This is a genomic window from Streptomyces sp. NPDC047108 (genome assembly GCF_040643575.1).
Taxonomy (GTDB): Bacteria; Actinomycetota; Actinomycetes; order Streptomycetales; family Streptomycetaceae; genus Streptomyces.
This window is the reverse complement of record NZ_JBEYUP010000001.1, coordinates 675,669-693,058: the sequence shown is the minus strand read 5'-3', so window position 1 is coordinate 693,058 and position 17,390 is coordinate 675,669. Positions and strand designations below refer to the sequence as shown.

15 protein-coding genes and 2 tRNA genes are annotated in these 17,390 nt (G+C 70.7%); 7 read left to right on the top strand and 10 right to left on the bottom strand.

Annotated features, from left to right (window positions below):
* The first annotated feature begins 30 nt into the window (after positions 1 to 30).
* The 3 genes from aroA to ABZ822_RS03030 all read left to right on the top strand — a co-directional run bounded on the left by aroA (position 31) and on the right by ABZ822_RS03030 (position 2,833).
* On the top strand, positions 31 to 1,401 hold the full coding sequence (gene aroA, locus ABZ822_RS03040; protein WP_360846112.1) for a 3-phosphoshikimate 1-carboxyvinyltransferase: 1,371 nt from the start codon (positions 31 to 33) through the stop codon (positions 1,399 to 1,401).
* 13 nt (positions 1,402 to 1,414) lie between these two features.
* Positions 1,415 to 2,422: a ribosome small subunit-dependent GTPase A gene (gene rsgA, locus ABZ822_RS03035; RefSeq protein ID WP_360846111.1), complete on the top strand. Its 1,008-nt coding sequence runs from the start codon at positions 1,415 to 1,417 to the stop codon at positions 2,420 to 2,422.
* A gap of 87 nt (positions 2,423 to 2,509) precedes the next feature.
* Positions 2,510 to 2,833: a multidrug efflux SMR transporter gene (locus ABZ822_RS03030; protein WP_360846109.1), complete on the top strand. Its 324-nt coding sequence runs from the start codon at positions 2,510 to 2,512 to the stop codon at positions 2,831 to 2,833.
* A gap of 84 nt (positions 2,834 to 2,917) precedes the next feature.
* Here the strand turns inward: ABZ822_RS03030 and ABZ822_RS03025 are convergent, their stop codons facing one another.
* Positions 2,918 to 3,613: a TetR family transcriptional regulator gene (locus ABZ822_RS03025; RefSeq protein WP_360846107.1), complete on the bottom strand. Its 696-nt coding sequence runs from the start codon at positions 3,611 to 3,613 to the stop codon at positions 2,918 to 2,920.
* A gap of 154 nt (positions 3,614 to 3,767) precedes the next feature.
* Here ABZ822_RS03025 and hisN point away from each other — a divergent pair, with 154 nt between their 5' ends.
* Both hisN and ABZ822_RS03015 read left to right on the top strand, forming a co-directional pair.
* Positions 3,768 to 4,568 (top strand): histidinol-phosphatase, encoded by an 801-nt coding sequence (hisN, locus tag ABZ822_RS03020; RefSeq protein WP_360846105.1) that lies wholly within the window; start codon positions 3,768 to 3,770, stop codon positions 4,566 to 4,568.
* 195 nt (positions 4,569 to 4,763) lie between these two features.
* The gene (locus ABZ822_RS03015; protein ID WP_360846103.1) at positions 4,764 to 5,165 is read left to right on the top strand and encodes a CBS domain-containing protein; all 402 of its coding nucleotides are present in this window, start codon (positions 4,764 to 4,766) and stop codon (positions 5,163 to 5,165) included.
* A gap of 209 nt (positions 5,166 to 5,374) precedes the next feature.
* Here ABZ822_RS03015 and ABZ822_RS03010 read toward each other — a convergent pair whose 3' ends face one another.
* Positions 5,375 to 6,841: a catalase gene (locus tag ABZ822_RS03010; protein WP_360846101.1), complete on the bottom strand. Its 1,467-nt coding sequence runs from the start codon at positions 6,839 to 6,841 to the stop codon at positions 5,375 to 5,377.
* Positions 6,842 to 6,996: 155 nt separating this feature from the next.
* On the opposite strand from ABZ822_RS03010, the gene ABZ822_RS03005 reads away from it, so the two are divergent.
* Positions 6,997 to 7,413, top strand: a complete 417-nt coding sequence (locus tag ABZ822_RS03005; protein WP_360846099.1) for a Fur family transcriptional regulator — start codon at positions 6,997 to 6,999, stop codon at positions 7,411 to 7,413.
* Positions 7,414 to 7,581: 168 nt separating this feature from the next.
* On the opposite strand, the gene ABZ822_RS03000 is transcribed toward ABZ822_RS03005, so the two are convergent.
* From ABZ822_RS03000 to ABZ822_RS02985, 4 genes are all read right to left on the bottom strand, one after another.
* Positions 7,582 to 7,655, bottom strand: a tRNA-Met gene (locus tag ABZ822_RS03000).
* A gap of 158 nt (positions 7,656 to 7,813) precedes the next feature.
* A complete protein-coding gene (locus ABZ822_RS02995) occupies positions 7,814 to 9,829 on the bottom strand; it encodes a tetratricopeptide repeat protein (RefSeq protein ID WP_360846097.1) in 2,016 nt (671 codons plus the stop codon).
* 164 nt (positions 9,830 to 9,993) lie between these two features.
* Positions 9,994 to 10,067 (bottom strand) — tRNA-Met (locus ABZ822_RS02990).
* 50 nt (positions 10,068 to 10,117) lie between these two features.
* Positions 10,118 to 13,012: a UPF0182 family protein gene (locus tag ABZ822_RS02985; RefSeq protein ID WP_360846985.1), complete on the bottom strand. Its 2,895-nt coding sequence runs from the start codon at positions 13,010 to 13,012 to the stop codon at positions 10,118 to 10,120.
* 137 nt (positions 13,013 to 13,149) lie between these two features.
* Between ABZ822_RS02985 and ABZ822_RS02980 the strand changes: the two genes are divergently transcribed.
* Complete coding sequence (locus tag ABZ822_RS02980) at positions 13,150 to 13,701, top strand: PPA1309 family protein (RefSeq protein WP_360846095.1); 552 nt, start codon at positions 13,150 to 13,152, stop codon at positions 13,699 to 13,701.
* Between the two features lie 122 nt (positions 13,702 to 13,823).
* On the opposite strand, the gene ABZ822_RS02975 is transcribed toward ABZ822_RS02980, so the two are convergent.
* The 4 genes from ABZ822_RS02975 to ABZ822_RS02960 all read right to left on the bottom strand — a co-directional run bounded on the left by ABZ822_RS02975 (position 13,824) and on the right by ABZ822_RS02960 (position 17,311).
* A complete protein-coding gene (locus ABZ822_RS02975; RefSeq protein WP_360846093.1) occupies positions 13,824 to 14,915 on the bottom strand; it encodes a PDZ domain-containing protein in 1,092 nt (363 codons plus the stop codon).
* Between the two features lie 91 nt (positions 14,916 to 15,006).
* On the bottom strand, positions 15,007 to 15,249 hold the full coding sequence (locus ABZ822_RS02970) for a hypothetical protein (RefSeq protein WP_360846091.1): 243 nt from the start codon (positions 15,247 to 15,249) through the stop codon (positions 15,007 to 15,009).
* A gap of 396 nt (positions 15,250 to 15,645) precedes the next feature.
* Entirely contained in the window at positions 15,646 to 16,104 is a 459-nt protein-coding gene (locus tag ABZ822_RS02965) for a molybdenum cofactor biosynthesis protein MoaE (RefSeq protein ID WP_360846089.1), read from the bottom strand.
* Positions 16,105 to 16,201: 97 nt separating this feature from the next.
* Complete coding sequence (locus tag ABZ822_RS02960; protein WP_360846087.1) at positions 16,202 to 17,311, bottom strand: SDR family oxidoreductase; 1,110 nt, start codon at positions 17,309 to 17,311, stop codon at positions 16,202 to 16,204.
* Positions 17,312 to 17,390 lie beyond the last annotated feature (79 nt).

Sequence of the window (17,390 nt, the reverse complement as noted above, 5' to 3'; positions counted from 1 at the left end):
CGTCCTGCGTGAACCACTAAAGTGAAGGCCATGACCGGTAACCCCGTGCACACCGCCCACTGGCCCGCCCCGCTCGCGTCCGGCCCCGTCGACGCGACCGTCACCGTGCCCGGATCGAAGTCGGTCACCAATCGCGGCCTCGTCCTGGCCGCGCTCTCCTCGGAACCGGGCTGGCTGCGCCGCCCGTTGCGTTCCCGCGACACCCTGCTCATGGCGGAGGGCCTGCGCGCGCTGGGCGTCGGCATCGAGGAGACCGTCTCCAGCACCACCTCGGGCCCGGGCAGCGCCCCCGGCAGCGGCGAGGCCTGGCGGATCATCCCGTCCGGACTGCAGGGCCCGGCCACGGTCGACGTCGGCAACGCCGGTACGGTCATGCGCTTTCTGCCGCCGGTCGCGACTCTCGCCGACGGAACCGTCCGCTTCGACGGCGACCCCCGGGCTTACGAACGGCCGCTGCACGGCGTGATCGACGCGCTGCGCGCGCTGGGCGCCCGGATCGACGACGACAACCGCGGCGCGCTGCCCATGACCGTGTTCGGAGGCGGGGCGCTGGACGGCGGACCGGTCGAGATCGACGCCTCCTCGTCCTCGCAGTTCGTCAGCGCACTGCTGCTGTCCGCGCCGCGCTTCAACCAGGGCGTGGAGGTGCGGCACGTCGGCGACTCCCTGCCGTCCCTGCCGCACATCCGGATGACCGTGGACATGCTGCGGACCGCGGGCGCCCAGGTGGACACCCCGGAGTCCGGCGGCGAGCCGAACGTCTGGCGGGTCAAGCCGAGCGCGCTGCTCGGCCGGGACCTGGTCGTAGAGCCGGATCTGTCCAACGCCCAGCCGTTCCTGGCCGCGGCCCTGGTCACCGGCGGACGGGTCACCATCCCGGACTGGCCGGAACGCACCACTCAGCCCGGGGACGCACTGCGCCGCATCTTCACCGAAATGGGCGGTTCCTGTGAACTCACCGACGCGGGGCTGACGTTCACGGGCAGCGGCCGCATCACCGGCATCGACGTGGACCTCGGCGAGGTCGGCGAACTGACCCCGGGCATCGCCGCGGTCGCGGCCCTGGCCGATTCCGAGTCGGTGCTGCGCGGCGTCGCGCATCTGCGCATGCACGAGACCGACCGCCTGGCCGCGCTGACCAAGGAGATCAACGCACTCGGCGGCGACGTCACCGAGACCGCCGACGGGCTGCGTATCCGGCCGCGCCCGCTGCACGGCGGGGTCTTCCACACCTACGACGACCACCGGCTGGCCACGGCCGCGGCGGTCATCGGGCTGGCGGTCGACGGCGTCGAGGTGGAGAACGTCGCCACCACCGCCAAGACCCTGCCCGACTTCACCGACCTGTGGACCGCGATGCTCGGCGAACCGGCGGGGCGAGTTCCCCTGCGGAGAGCCTGAGAGCGGTCGGGTCATGCGCCGCTACGGCAAACACACCGACGAGGACGACGTCAGGGTCCGCCCGGGCCGCAAGGGCAGCAGGCCCCGTACGAGCATCCGGCCCAAGCACGAGGACGCGACCGAGGGCTTCGTCCTCACCGTGGACCGCGGGCGGCTGACCTGCCTGGTCGAGGACCGTACGATCACCGCGATGAAGGCCCGCGAACTGGGCCGCAAGGCCGTCGTCGTCGGCGACCGCGTCGGCATCGTCGGCGATCTCTCCGGCGACAAGGACACCCTGGCCCGGATCGTCCGCGTCGAGGAGCGCGTGTCGGTGCTGCGGCGCACGGCGGACGACGACGACCCGTACGAGCGGGTGGTCGTGGCCAACGCCGACCAGCTCGCGATCGTCACCGCCCTCGCCGACCCGCCGCCCCGCCCCCGGCTGATCGACCGCTGCCTGGTCGCCGCCTACGACGCCGGTCTCGAGCCTCTGCTCGTGCTCACCAAGGCCGACCTCGCCTCGGCCGAGACGCTGCTCGAGACGTACGAGCCGCTGGGTGTGCGCTTCGTGGTGACCAGCCGCGAGGAGCTGGTGGACGGGGCCGCGGCGGACCGTGTGCGGGAGCGCCTGAACGGCCGGATCACCGCCTTCGTCGGCCACTCGGGCGTGGGCAAGACGACCCTGGTCAACGCGCTCGTACCGGACCACCAGCGGGCGACGGGCGACGTCAACGCGGTGACCGGACGCGGCCGTCACACCACCACATCGGCCCTGGCCCTGCCGCTGCCGGACGGCGAAGGATGGGTGATCGACACCCCGGGCGTCCGGTCCTTCGGCCTCAACCACATCGACCCCTCGCGCGTCATCCACGCCTTCCCCGACCTCGAACCGGGCACCGTGGAGTGCCCGCGCGCCTGCAGCCACGACGAGAAGGACTGCGCCCTGGACGCCTGGGTGGCGGAGGGGCACGCGGACCCGGCCCGGCTGTTCTCCCTGCGCCGGTTGCTCGCGACGCGTGAGCGGCGCGAGGGAGACTGATAACCGGACGTTTGCCCAGCAATCAGGACGGCAAGGGCATAATCGCGCCAGAACAGGCAAAGCGGTCGCCGACGGGGAGGCTCACACATGGCGTGGCTGCTGGTGATCGTCGCGGGCCTGCTGGAGGTCGGCTTCGCGGTCGGGCTCAAGCTCTCCCACGGCTTCACCCGGCTGTGGCCGACGGTCGCCTTCTGCGCCTTCGCCCTCGGCAGCTTCGGACTGCTGACGCTCGCCCTCAAGCGCCTGGACGTCGGTCCGGCGTACGCGGTCTGGACCGGTATCGGCGCGGCCGGCACCGCTCTCTACGGCATGATCTTCCTCGGCGACCTCGTCTCCGCCCTGAAGATCGTGTCGATCACGCTGGTGATCGTGGGCGTGGTGGGGCTGCAGTTGTCCGGCGGCGTCCGCTGACACCCTGTCACCCGCGCGGCCGCACACCACGAGTGACGCAGCATCGGGCGCACGTCCGGCGGGCGCCGCGGCCCGGCCGCCGCCTCAAGCGGGCTGACGCTCGCCGCGGGCGGGCACCGGCGCGGACTGCCGGGGCGCCGGGCCCGACGGCAGCAGACCCGGCACACAGCGCCGTACGAGCAGCGCGGGATCGTCCGCCCCGGCGGGCACCACCACGTACGACAGCGCCAGCCGTACGGCCACCTCGCAGGCGCGGGCGAGCCGTTGCGACTCCTCGCCGGGCCGGTCGCGCTCCAGCACGGCCAGGGCGCGCTCGCGCACCTGGCGCAGCAGCTCACCCGGCGACGGCGGCACGGCGTCGGCCCGCCGCTGCGCCGGCACGTACGACGACGAGGGGGCCGCCGTGCGGACCGGCGCGGGCAGCCGCTCGCCGTAGGAACCGGTCAGAACGGCGCGCAGGAGAGGGCTTCTTCGTGCACTGCGGACGGTCCACTCCGCGACGGCGGCCAGGCGGGCGACCGGGTCGGCGTCACCGTCCGGGGCCGTCGCCCCCGGTCCGTGCGCGCCGGTCAACACGCCGTCGACACCGGCGAGATAGAGGTCCGCCTCATGCCGTACGAGGGCTCTGGCCAGACCGTCCTTGCTGCCGAACTCGTTGTAGAGGGTCTGTCTCGACACTCCTGCCGCCGCCGCGACGTCCACCATCCGCACAGCGGACCACGGCCGCCCCGCGAGTGCCGCAAACGCAGCGTTCAGCAGGGATTCACGCGCAGTAGGCACCGTTGCCTCCCCGGCCATGCGGCTCACATGGCCTGCCGTGCGCACGAGGATTGACGGACCGCCGGGGAGTGTCAATAGCTCCGACGGAGCACGATCACACCCATACGGACACGCTCGTGTGGTAGGTCCGAACCTCGCTGGATACTGTTCGCCCATGCCCGACTATCACGATGATCTGCGTCTGGCCCACGTGCTCGCCGACGCCGCGGACGCCGCCACCATGGAACGGTTCAAGGCCCTCGACCTCAAGGTCGAGACCAAACCGGACCTGACGCCGGTGAGTGAAGCCGACAAGACTGCCGAGGAGTTGATCCGCTCCTCGCTCTCGCGCGCACGGCCGCGCGACGCCGTCCTGGGCGAGGAGTACGGCAGCGAAGGTGCGGGCCCGCGCCGCTGGATCATCGACCCGATCGACGGCACCAAGAACTACGTGCGCGGGGTCCCCGTCTGGGCCACGCTGATCTCGCTGATGGTGCCCGGCGGCAGCGGCTTCCAGCCGGTCGTGGGCGTGGTGTCGGCCCCGGCACTCGGGCGCCGCTGGTGGGCGGCACAGGGCGCGGGCGCGTACACGGGGCGCAGCCTGACCTCGGCGTCCCGGCTGCGGGTCTCGAAGGTCGGCAAGATCGAGGACTCGTCCTTCGCCTACTCCTCCCTCAGCGGCTGGGAGGAGCAGGGGCGCCTCGACGGCTTCCTCGACCTGACCCGCGCCTGCTGGCGGACGCGCGGGTACGGCGACTTCTGGCCGTACATGATGGTGGCCGAGGGCTCGGTGGACATGTGCGCCGAGCCGGAGCTGTCGCTCTGGGACATGGCGGCGAACGCGATCATCGTCCAGGAGGCGGGCGGCGAGTTCACCGACCTGGACGGAGTCCGCGGACCGGGCGGCGCGAACGCCGCCGCGTCCAACGGTCTGCTCCACAACGAACTGCTGGGCTACCTCAATCAGCGCTACTGATCCGTTCGCGCTCCGTACGCCTGCTCCGCACGCCCCCTTGTTGCCGCTCCATGAGCATGTGAATATGAGAGTCCCCAAGCTTGTGAACTTGTGAATCGCTTCACGTGGCAATGCGGGCACGGGGAAGCTGTCGCGCCGGTCGGCGGCGTGCGGATTCACAGGGTCCAGGCGGACACGAAAGAGGTGGCTCCATCCATGCTCGTCCGTGACGCCATGAGCACGGTGGTCCTCACCATCGGCCCGGCCCATACGCTCCGCCAGGCGGCCCGGCTGATGGCCGGCCGCAGGGTCGGGGCGGCCGTGGTCCTCGACACCGACACCAGCGGGCTCGGCATCATCACCGAGCGCGACATCCTCAATTCCGTAGGCGCAGGACAGGACCCCGACCAGGAGACGGCACACGCGCACACCACGACGGACGTCGTGTTCGCGGCCCCCGAATGGACCCTGGAGGAGGCGGCGGCCGCCATGTGCCGCGGCGGATTCCGCCATCTGATCGTCCTCGACGACCACGAGCCCGTCGGGGTCGTCTCCGTCCGCGACATCATCCGCTGCTGGGCGCCGGCCGGATCCCAGCCCTCCGTACTGGCGGGCTGAGCGGCCCCGGAGATCCGCGACCCCCCGACCGAGGCGGCCGCACGCCCACGACCGTGACGAGAACGCCGTAACGAGAGACCGGAACGAGACGACCGCACGAGACGGGACAGCCCGCACGGAACGAACCACACGGAACGGGACGACCCGCACGAGACGTGGAGCCGGACACCCCCATCGGGGTGTCCGGCTCCTCGTACGACAGGCGGCGGTCAGCCGCGCAGGGCCTGGACCGCGGCCTCGAGCCGCTTGCCGTAGTCCTCGTCCGCAGCGCGGAAGTTGGCGATCGCGCGCTCCGCGATGCCGTCGCGGGAGACCTTGGCGATGAAGCCGGCGAGGTTGTCGATCAGCCGCTGCTTCTCGTCCTCGGCCATCAGGCGGTAGAGGGTGCCCGCCTGGACGAAGTCGTCGTCCTCGGCGTGCAACGGGGCGACGTGGTCACCCGTCGGGCCGCTGACCGCGGTGGGCTGCCACAGCGGGCGGCCGGTCTCGGCCGGGCCGCCGAAGCTGTTCGGCTCGTAGTTCTTCGCACCGCCGTGGCGGCCGTCGTACATCACGCCGTCCCGCCCGTGGGTACGCGCCTCGGCGGCGTGCGGGCGGTTGACCGGGAGGTGGTCGCCGTTGATGCCGACGCGGTAGCGGTGGGCGTCGCCGTAGGCGAACAGACGGCCCTGCAGCATCTTGTCCGGGGACGGGCCGATGCCCGGCACGAAGTGCGCCGGGGAGAAGATCGACTGCTCGACCTCGGCGAAGATGTTGCGCGGATTGCGGTTGAGCTCCAGCGTGCCGATCTCGATCGGCGGGTAGTCCTCGTGCGGCCAGACCTTGGTCAGGTCGAACGGGTTGAAGCGGTACGCGGCCGCCTCCGCCGCGGGCATGATCTGCACCTGCACGGTCCAGGTCGGGAACGCGCCCTGCTCGATGGACTCGCGCAGATCGCGCTGGTGGCTGTCGGCGTCGAGACCGGCGAGCTCGGCGGCCTCTTCCGAGGTGAGGTTCTTGATGCCCTGGTCGGTCTTGAAGTGGTACTTGACCCAGAACACCTCCCCGGCCTCGTTGTTCCACTGGAAGGTGTGCGAGCCGTAGCCGTTCATGTGGCGGTACGAGGCGGGGATGCCGCGGTCGCCGAAGAGCCAGGTCACCTGGTGGGTCGACTCGGGCGACAGACCCCAGAAGTCCCAGACGTTGTCCGCCTCCTGCGAGCCGGTGTACGGGTCGCGCTTCTGGGTGTGGATGAAGTCGGGGAACTTGATGGCGTCCTTGATGAAGAACACCGGGGTGTTGTTGCCGACGAGGTCGTAATTGCCCTCCTCGGTGTAGAACTTCAGCGCGAAGCCGCGAGGGTCGCGCACCGCGTCCGCCGAGCCGAGGTTGCCCGCGACCGTGGAGAAGCGGAGGAAGACCTCGGTCTGCTTGCCGACCTCGGAGAGAAAGGCCGCGCGGGTGTACTTCGTCACATCCGCGGTCACGGTGAAGGTGCCGTAGGCGCCCGCGCCGCGCGCGTGGACGATGCGCTCCGGGATGCGCTCGCGGTTGAAGTGGGCGAGCTTCTCGAGCAGGTGCTGGTCCTGGACGAGGACCGGACCACCGAGGCCCGCGGTCTCACTGTTCTGGTTGTCCGCAACCGGAGCACCGGACTCCGTGGTCAGCGGGCCGTTCGTCTCAGCCTGCACGGTCACGCGCGCCTCCTGCGAGTCGTCCTGTCCCTTGGTCCCTTGTGGTCCCCTGGCGAAATATCGAACACGATCCTACATTGGACTTAGTCCAAGTCAAGAAGATGCCGAAGACCGTACCCGTTCAGGGCCCGGTCCCCGTCACTGTTAGGCTGAATGTCATGAGCGACCTGCTGGAGCGACTTCGCGCACGCGGCTGGCGGCTCACCGCCCAGCGGCGAGTCGTGGCCGAGGTTCTCGATGGGGACCACGTCCACCTGACCGCCGACGAGGTCCACGCACGCGCCGCCGAGCGCCTGCCCGAGATCTCGCGCGCGACCGTCTACAACACGCTGGGCGAGCTCGTCACACTCGGCGAAGTGCTCGAGGTCAGCACGGACCGCCGTGCGATGCGGTACGACCCGAACGCGCACCACCCGCATCAGCACCTGGTGTGCGCGAAGTGCGGCACGGTGCGTGACGTACACCCCGGCGGCAATCCGCTCGCCGACCTCCCCGACGACGAGCGCTTCGGTTTCGCCGTCTCGAATGTCGAGGTCACCTACCGCGGTCTCTGCCCGAGCTGCCGCGCGGCCTGAGCCGCTGCTCGTTCCCCTGGACCGCTCCGGGGCCGTACTCTCCGGAGCGGCGCTCGAGGGCGCCCGGTCGCCGCACCTCGTACGGTCACCCACCGGCAACGGTCACCCACCGGCGACCCACGCATGACGAAGGCCCGGATCCTTGAGGGATCCGGGCCTTCGTTCTCGTAGCGGGGACAGGATTTGAACCTGCGACCTCTGGGTTATGAGCCCAGCGAGCTACCGAGCTGCTCCACCCCGCGTCGGTGAACCCAACTCTAGCCGCACGCCATCGACCAGCGCAAATCGTCTCGGAGGCTCCCTCCGCCTGAGCTTCCGGGACCGGCACGTACGGCGTGCGCCCACCCCCGGAACGCGGGTGGGCGGGCGCGCCGTGCTCGTCGGTGCCCGGCCGCGGGCGCTAGGCCGTCAGCTCCTGCTGCAGGGCGTCCCGCAGGCGGGCCGCACGCTCGGCGACCTCCGGCGGCCCCTTCTCGACGGCACGCGAGCACCAGTGCTGCGCCTCCGCCAGCTCGCCCCGTCGCGCGGCGAGCAGCGCGAGCCGCAGCGCCGCGCGGCCGTGCCCCGCCGACGCAGCCCGGGTCCACCAGAGCGCCGCCTCCGGCTCGCTGCCCTCGCGCGCGAGAAGCAGGCCGAGGTTGAACGCGCCGTTGCGGCTGCCCGCCTCGGCGGCGGTGCGGTACCACCGCGCCGCCTCGGCGGTGTCGCCGCGGAACGCCGCGATCATCCCGCAGCGCACCTGCGCCCTGCGGTGTCCCTGCTCGGCCGCCCGCTCGTACCACTCCTCGCACTCCGTCGTGCCGCCGTCCCCCTCCTCGGGGCGCCGGCGCCGCTCGAGCAGCGCACCCAGCCGGAAGGCGGCCTCGGCGCTGCCGCCGCCTGCCGCGCACCGCAGGTGCCGCTCGGCGTCCTGTTCGCTGCCGTCCCTCAGCAGCGCGATCGCCACCTGCAGCGCGGCATCGGTGTGGCCGGCCGCGGCGGCACGCTCGTACCACCGCAGGGCGGTGCGGTCGTCGTCCCGACTGGCGTGCAGGATCCCGAGGTTGAAGGCCGCGTCGACGCTGCCCGCCTCGGCGGCCTTGGAGAACCACGGCTCGGCGCCCGCCGCATCGCTGCGCTGCAGCAGCAGAACGGCCAGAGCATTGGCGGCCTCCCGGTGCCCGGCGTAGGCGGCACGGCGGTACCACTGCTCGGCCTGCGGCGTGCGGCCCTGCTCGGCACAGAGCAGCCCGAGGTTGTACGCGCCGTTGACGTCTCCTGCGTCGAGCGCGGCGCGGTACCAGCGCTCCGCCGTCTGCGGCTCACCGCGGTCGGCGTGCAGCGCGCCGAGGGCGTTGGCCGCGTTGCCGTCGCCCTCCTGGGCGGCCCGGCGCCACCAGATGGCGGCGCTGTCGGTGTCCCCCGCGTCGCGCAGCAGGAAACCGAGCGCGCACGCCGCGCGCGCCTCGCCGTCCTTGGCGGCTGTGAGGTACCAGCGACCCGCCTCCTTGGCCTCGCCGCGCTCCTCCAGCAGCGTGCCCAAGTAGAGCGCGGCGCGCCGGTGTCCGCGGGCGGCTGCCTGCCGGTACCACTGCTCCGCCTCGTCGCTGACGTCCTGGTGCTCGCCGTCCTCGGGCGGGGCTCCGCTCTCGGACAGGCCGCCGTCCCCGGCCGCCACGTTCCGGCGTACGTGACCCCGTCCGTCCTCTCCGCGTACGGCACTCCGGCGAGCAACGTCCCGGTCGCCGAGCTCCGCACCCATGACGTCGTGGTGCGCGACGTCGCGGCTCGTGACGTCATGGGCCCGCCGGTCCAGAACACGGGCGAGGCGGTACGCGGCCTCGCGGTGCCCCTGGTCCGCCGCGGCACGGAACCAGCGCTCGGAGCCGATGTCGCTGCGGTGCTCCAGCAGATCGGCCAGCGCGTACGCGCCCAGCGCGTGACCCGACTCGGCCGACTGTCGCAGCCAGTACTCGGCTGACGGCTCGTCACCACGCTCTCGGTAGTGGCGGCCGAGCGCATGCGCGGCGGCCGCGGAACCGGCGACGGCGGCGATCCGCCACCAGCCGGCCGCCTCGTCCGCGTAGCCCCGCTGGTGCAGCAGGACGCCCAGGTTGTTGGCTCCGGCACGGTCGCCCGCGCTGGTCGCGGCGCGCAGCAGGGGCTCGGCGCCGTCGAGGTCCCCCCGGCGCAGCAGCAGCGCGCCCAGAACGCTCATCGACTCGGTGCTGCCGGACTCGGCCGCCCGGCGGTGCCGCGCCTCCTCCTCGGCGGCCTGGGAGGTCAGCATCCCGGCGGCCGGGTCGGTGGTGATGTCGGCGGCGGCGTCCTCCCTGGTCGTGGTGGATCCGGGCAGGGTGGAGACCCGCTCGTCGCCGGGCGGGTCCGCAAACCGACCTGATTCCAACAGAATTGCCTTGTCCCCCATAAGGGCCATCGTCGCACCACCTGCAACCTGCGTACACCTGGTATACCGCAGCCAGTGAAGTCACTTCGGCGTTTTGTCGACTTCCCGACACGACGACAGGCCAAACTCCGTTACACAGGTTCCCCCACACAAGCGAAGGACCCGGAGTCTGTTGACTCCGGGTCCTTCTGTCGTAGCGGGGACAGGATTTGAACCTGCGACCTCTGGGTTATGAGCCCAGCGAGCTACCGAGCTGCTCCACCCCGCGTCGGTGAACCCAACACTAGCACGGCGCGGGGTGGCGCCCTGTCACTTGTCCTACTGGGCCGGCTTCTCCTCGGCCGGCTTCCCGTCACCCTTCTGGTCGGCCTTGGCCTCCGCGTCCGCAGCCCGCTTCAGCGCCGCCTCGAGGTCGCCCTGCGCCTTGCCGTACGCGGTCCAGTCCTGGTCCGCGAGGGCCTTCTGGCCGGCCTCGAACGCCTTCTGCGCGTCGTCGAGCGCTTCACGCACCGTCGGGTCCTGGGACGGTGGTTGCTCCGTGCCCGGTGGCTCCGTCGTGCCCGGCTCACTCGGTCCCTGCTCTCCGAAGACTTCGTCGAGCGCCTCACCGAGCGTGTTCCTGAAGGCCGTCTGGTCGTTGTACGAGACCAGAACCTTCCTCAGGAGCGGGTAGTTGGTGCCGGCACCTCGGACGTAGACCGGCTCCACATAGAGCAGTCCTCCGTCCATCGGGACGGTCAGCAGATTGCCGTACTCGACCTCCGAGTCACCTCTCTTGAGGATGTTGATCTCGTTGGCGATGTCGGTGTCCGAGTTGAACTTGGACTGCACCTGCTGCGGCCCCGACACCGTGGTGTTGGACGGCAGTTTGAGGATTCTGATTCTGCCGTAGTCGGAACTGTTCGCGTCCGCGTCGACCGCCATGAAGGCGCCCAGGTTCTCCCGCCCCTTCGGGGTGAAGGTCGTCGACAGCGAGAACGTCTGCGCCTGCTGGTCGGGCATCTTCATGCTCAGGTAGTACGGCGGCACCGCGTTCCCCGACTTGTTCGTCGGGTCGTCCGGGACCTGCCACACCTCACTGCCGCTGTAGAACTGCACGGAGTTGGTGACGTGGTACCGCGTCAGCAGCTCGCGCTGCACCTTGAACAGGTCCTGCGGGTACCGCAGATGCTGCATCAGGTCCGGATCGATCGAGCTCTTCGGCTTCACCGTGCCCGGGAACGCCTTCTTCCAGGTCTTGAGGACCGGGTCCTTGGTGTCCCACTCGTACAGCTTCACCTTGCCGTCGAAGGCGTCGACCGTCGCCTTCACCGAGTTCCGGATGTAGTTGACCTGGTTCTGCTGCGCGACCACGGCACGCTGGCCGTCGGTCAGCGAGTCGGCCGTCGTGTCCCCCAGCGTCGTACGCGAGGAGTACGGGTAGCCGTTGGAGGTCGTGTACGCGTCGACGATCCACTGGACCCGGCCGTTGACGACCGCCGGGTAGGCGTCACCGTCGATGGTCAGCCACGGAGCGACGGACTCCACCCGCTCCTTGGGCGTGCGGTTGTACAGGATCCGCGAACCCTCGCCGATCGCCCCCGAGTAGAGGATCTGCGGCTCGTTGAACGCCACCGCGTAGGCCGCACGGTTCACCGGGTTCGAGAGATTCACACCGCTCTTGCCCGTGTAGCTGTACAGCTTCTCGCCGCCCGCGTCGGAGTAGTCCAGCTCCTTCTGCGGGCCGCCGACGATCGAGTACTGCGAGGTCTTCTCGCCGTAGTAGATGCGCTGCTGGTACTTGCCCAGGAAGCCCTTCGTGGGCAGGTCGGACTCGGTGAAGTCGGGGGCACCGCCGGACTTGGTCTCCGTGCCCTTCGCCGTCACCGCACCATAGCCGTGGGTGTACTTGAAGTGGTCGTTGATCCAGTTGCGCTCGGGGATACCGTTGATGTCCAGCTCGCGCAGACCGATGACGGTGTCCTGCTCCTTGCCCGCCTCCTTGTAGCGGTCCACGTCCAGCGTGCCGGGGAAGCCGTAGTAGCCACGCACCTGCTGGAGCTGCTGGAAGGTGGGCGAGACCACGTTCGGGTCCAGCAGCCGCACGCTCGCCGTGGTGTCCGCGTCGGCGCGCAGCTTCGCGGCGTCCTTCGTGTCGCTGACCCCGGAGTAGTCCGAGACTTTCGCCCCGGTGATGCCGTACGCCTCACGCGTCGCATCGATGTTCTTCTGGATGTACTCCGCTTCCTTGGCCTGCTCGTTGGGCTGGACCTGGAACTTCTGCACGATGGCCGGGTACAGGCCGCCGATGAGGATCGCGGACAGCACCATCAGGCCGAAGCCGATGACCGGGAGCTGCCAGGTGCGCCGCCAGAGCGTGGCGAAGAACAGCACCGCGCAGATGACCGCGATGCAGAAGAGGATCGTCTTCGCCGGGAGATAGGCGTTGGCGTCGACGTACTTCAGACCCGTCCAGTTGTCGGTCGACTTCAGGTCACTGGACTTCACGGCCAGGCCGTACCGGTCGAGCCAGTAGGCCACGGCCTTCAGCGAGACGAAGATGCCGAGCAGCACCGAGAGATGGCCCGTGGCCGCGGCGGTGGCGCGTGCACCGGGGCTGGTGATCCGCAGACCCCCGTACAGGTAGTGCACCAGGGCGGCGGCGATCAGGCTCAGCACCGTCGCCGCGAAGCCGAAGCCGAGCAGGAAGCGGTACCAGGGGAGGTCGAACGCGTAGAAGGACACGTCCTTGTCGAACTGCGGGTCCTTCGAGCCGAACGGCACCCCGTTGACCCACAGGAGCCAGGTGCGCCACTGCCCTGAGGCCGAGGCGCCCGCGATCAGCCCGACGAGGGCGGTGACCCCGAGCAGCACCCACTTCTTGTACGGAGCGATGCTCATCCGGTAGCGGTCGAGGCTCTGCTGCTCCACGGACATCGCGCTCAGCGGCGGGCGCAGCTTGTGCGCCAGCCAGATGTTGAGCCCGACGGCCACGGCCATCAGCAGGCCGAAGACGAAGAAAAGACCGATCTTGGTCCACAGGGTGGTGGAGAAGACCGAGGAGAATCCGACCGAGCGGTACCAGAGCCAGTCCGTCCAGAACCCGGCGAACATGACAAAGAGCATCGCCAGTACGGCGAGCACGCCCAAGGTCATGAGCAGGGTCCGGGCGCGGCGGGACGGCCGGCCGACTCTGATCCGTGGACCCGTCGGGCCTCCCCCACGGTCCGGCATCTGGAAAGCCAAGGTGCGCACCTCGAAGTTTTCGCTGTCGTATGAGCAGGCCCCGCGATAGTAGGGCCCACCCATGCAACTTACTCAAGCTTTACCCAGTTCCCGGTTCCGGTTACGAACAGGGCAAGATACCGACCATGTCCAATGTCTCCTCCGGAACGCCGATGGCCGCCAGTCCCCTGACCCGTGCCGTCCTCGAGATCGACGAGTACGCCTCGGGGCTCGGCTGGGACCAGCCCGCCCGCCTCTTCGCCCTCGTCGACACCGATCAGCTCCGCGCCCAGGAGCCCGGTCTCGCCGACCAGCTCGGCATCGACAACGAAGCGGACGCCACCCTCACGCCGGTGGAACAGGACGAGCTGCCCTCCGGCACCCCGCTCGACGAATTCCTCGCCACCATCGCCTGGCCCGACGCCGTGGTCGGCTGCGCCCTGACCGTGGAGCGGCTGCTGCTGCCGCCCTCGGCGGAGGCGTCGGTGCCCGACGAGCTGGACGGGGAGCAGCTGGCGGCATGGGTGGCCGAGCATCCTGAGCGCCAGGAGGTCCGGATGACGGTGGCCGTGCTGCGGGACGGCGCGCGCGAGACGGCGCTCCGCCTGCGCGAGAAGGACTCGCCGACCGAGGTCCTCACCGGCTCCGACCTCGTGCCGGGCCTGGCCGAGGCACTGGCGGCGACCTTCTCGGAGTAGGCGCAGGAGCGGCGCGGCGGGCGCCCGGTCTCCCGGCCTCGCCGCTGCTCCCGGTCCCGGTGTCGCGCTCGGTCCCGGTCCCGGTTTCGCGCTCGGTCCCGCTCCCGGCCGAGCCGGTCGGGTCAGCCCGTCGTACAGCGGTCGAGGGAGCCGGTGTCACCGGCACGGATCTGCTTGAGCGCCTTCACGGCGTCATCGATCGTGTCGACCTTGACGAGCGTGAGGCCGGACGGCACGTCCCGCGCCGCCGTCGCGCAGTTGTCCTTGGGCGTCAGGAAGTACTCCGCCCCCTTGGCGCGGGCACCGACGGTCTTCATCTGGATCCCGCCGATCGGTCCGACCTTGCCGTCGGCCTCTATCGTGCCCGTCCCCGCCACGAAGTTGCCGCCGGTCAGGTCGCCCGGCGTCAGCTTGTCCACGATGCCGAGCGCGAACATCAGCCCGGCACTCGGTCCGCCGACGTCGGCGAGCTTGATGTCGATCTGGAACGGGAACGTGTGGTCCGTCCCGGCCTCGATGCCGACGATGGCCCGGTTGTCGTCCGGTGCCTTGCGCGTCGTGATGGAGAGGGTCTCGCGGGTCGAGGGCTCCGGCTTGCGGGCCTTCTCCGCCGCGGCGGCCGCCTTCGCCGGAATGATGGTGAAGCTCACCTTCTGCCCCGGCTTGTGCTGCGTGACCAGCTTCGCCACGTCGCCCGGCTGCTTCACCGGCTTTCCGTCGACCGCCTTGATCACGTCGCCCGCGTGCAACGTGCCCTCGGCCGGGCTGTCCTTCACCACCGACGCCACCACCACGCGCGCCGCGACCGGGACGTCCAGCACCTTCAGCGCCGCGACCTTCGCGCTCTCCTGGGACTGACTGAACTCCTCGGCGTTCTCCTGGGTGGCCTGCTCCGCGGTCTGCCCGTTCGGGTAGAGCGTGCTGTGCGGGACAACCGCGTCGTCGTGCGAGAGCCAGCCCGCGACCGCTTCCACGAGGTTCATCCGGTAGTCGGCACCGGTGACCCGGACCGTCGTCATGTTGAGGTGCCCCGTCGCCGGATACGTCTTGCGCCCGGAGATGTTCAGCACCGGCTCGCCACCATGATCGCCCAACGTGTTGACCGTCGGGCCGGGAGACATCTCCGAGTACGGAACGGGGATGAGCACTCCAGCGCACAGCAGCGCGATGAGCATCAGGGTGGAAGCGAGCATCGTCGCGGTGCGGCGTGGCATGAGAACGACAGTACGGGACTGGTCCGACAGTGCACTCCGGGGGCCGGTCCGATCGGGACCGCCGGAGCCCACCGGGCCGGGGGCCCGTTGCTCAGGCGGCGGCGTCGGAGTCGGCGGCCTGCGCGGAGGCCGCGGCGGCGGCCGGAGCGGGAGCCTCGACCGGCCCGTCCGACGCGGAATCGGAGCGGGAACGCTCCATCGCCTCACGGAAGCGTTCGTACCCGGCGAGTTCAGCGACGTCGCCGACCTTGCGATTGCGCGAGGCCCAGCGCGCCCACAGCGCGGCAACGACGGCCGCGACGACCGGAATCAGCAACCAAGCGAGCGCCGCCATACCGGCCTCCCGACCCCATGCACAACGAGAACCGACAACCGCAACTGACTGATCAGCAGATTAACCATCCGCCTGATCAACGCTCACGGCGGGGGGTGAGTTACGCAACCGGAGACGAAGCGTCAGTGCGCCATACGAGTCCGCTTGCCCTCGAACGACGTTGCCATGCCCATGCGATGGGACGGCGCTGCGACCCGCCCAAGGTGAGGGCCGGTACGGCGGCGTTACCAACCCGGGACGAGCGCGCGACGCGGGCGCCCGGCCACCGACCCGTACGACGGCCGCCTGAACGACGGCGCTTCGCCCCCACCCGACGCCCGACCACCACCCCAGAACGACAGCGCTACGCGCCGACCCGCCCACCCGACGCCCGACCACCACCCCTGAACGACAGCGCTACGCGCCGACCCATTCCTCTGTGCCGTCGGCGAATTGCTGGTGCTTCCAGATCGGGACCTCGGCCTTGAGGTCGTCGATCAGACGGCGGCAGGCCGCGAACGCCTCCGCGCGGTGCGGGCACGCCACCGCGACCACGACCGCGAGGTCGCCCACCGCGAGGTCCCCCACCCGGTGCACGGCGGCCATGGCCCGTACGGGAAAGTCCGCCGCCACCTTCTCCGCCACGCGCCGCAGCTCGGCATCGGCCGTCGGATGGGCGGAGTAGCCGAGGGCGTCCACGTCCGTCCCGCCGTCGTGGTTCCGCACGGTGCCGACGAACAGCGCGATGCCGCCCGCGGAGTCCTCCCCCACCGCCGCGAACACCTCGTCGACGGACAGCGGGGTGTCGCGGATCGCCAGGAGGCGGATCGGGTCGAGGGCGGGCGCCTCGCCGGGGTGGTCGTACGTGCGTGCCATGGCGTCCATCGTGCCGTACCGGCCCGCATTAAGGAACTCCGGCCATCCGTATCGCGGAATTGGAATTCCGCCTCTCGGTGGGCCGTGGCGGCGGCGCTCAGACGCGGCGGCGTGCCTTGCGGGCCCGCCGTACCAGGGCGGCCGTACCGACCAGGGCGACCGTCGCACCGGCGGCGCCGAGCGTGGTCGCGTCCTTGCGGCCGAGGCGGCGGCCCGCGACCGTGTGCCGTCCCGAGACCTCCTCCAGCAGCTCCGCGAGGACCTCCTCGTTGGTCCACTGCGGCCGCCATCCGGCGTCGTGGAGCCTGCTGCCGCTGACGACCCAGGGGTGCATCGTGTACTCCAGGTCGCCCGCCGGGGACGGAGTGAGGCCGAGCCGATGGAGCCGGGACGCGGCGCCGAGGGCGACGGCGGACGGCAGTTCCATGCGGCGGATTCCCGTCAGCTCCTCGACCTCCTCCTGCTCCAGCCACCCGTCGCAGCCGACCGCCAGCTCGCCCTCCACCTTCTCCAGCGCCGCGTACTCCAAGGCGCTCGCCAGGTCCTCGACGTGGCAGAACTGCCAGGTCGGGCGCGATCCCGCGACGACCAGCAGCCGGGGCGACTCGAAGTAGCGGGTGAAGGCCGTGTCCGTGCCGCCCACCAGGACGGCGGGCCTGACCACCGTGACATTGAGGCCGGGGTGCGCCCGCGGGGCACGGCGGCTCAGCCGCTCGATCTCCAGCAGATCGCCGACGCCGGTGGCCTCGGCGGTCGCCCGCAGCTCGGCGTCCTCGGCGAGCGGCACGTCGTTCTCGGGCAGGGCCCCGTAGACCATGGCCGAGGTGCACAGGACGACGCGGTGGACGCCCGCGGCCGCGGCGGCGGTGAGCACGGTCTGCGTACCGCGCACGTTGTACGCGGTACGGGCGGCGGGGTCCGAGCCGAGGTCGAGGTCGAGCGCGAGGTGCACGACCACGTCGCAGCCGCGCAGCTTGTCCGCGATCGCCGGATCCCGGACGTCGAGCAGATGCCACTGCGCCTCGGACACGTCACCGCGGCGCTCGTCGAGCGCCACGACCTGCTTGATCTCCTCGGACGCGGCGAGCCGCTGCGTGAGCACGGCACCGACGCCCGACGCGGCACCGGTGACCGCGACGACGGGCCTGTGCGCGGATCCGGCAGTGCCGTTTCGCGCTGCGCGAACTTCTCGGTCTGGGGAACTCACCGGGCGGCTCCAGCGGTTGTCTTCAGTGCGTACGGGCAGTTACGCGTACGTACCAGGTGGGTCCATCCTGCCGCAGGCT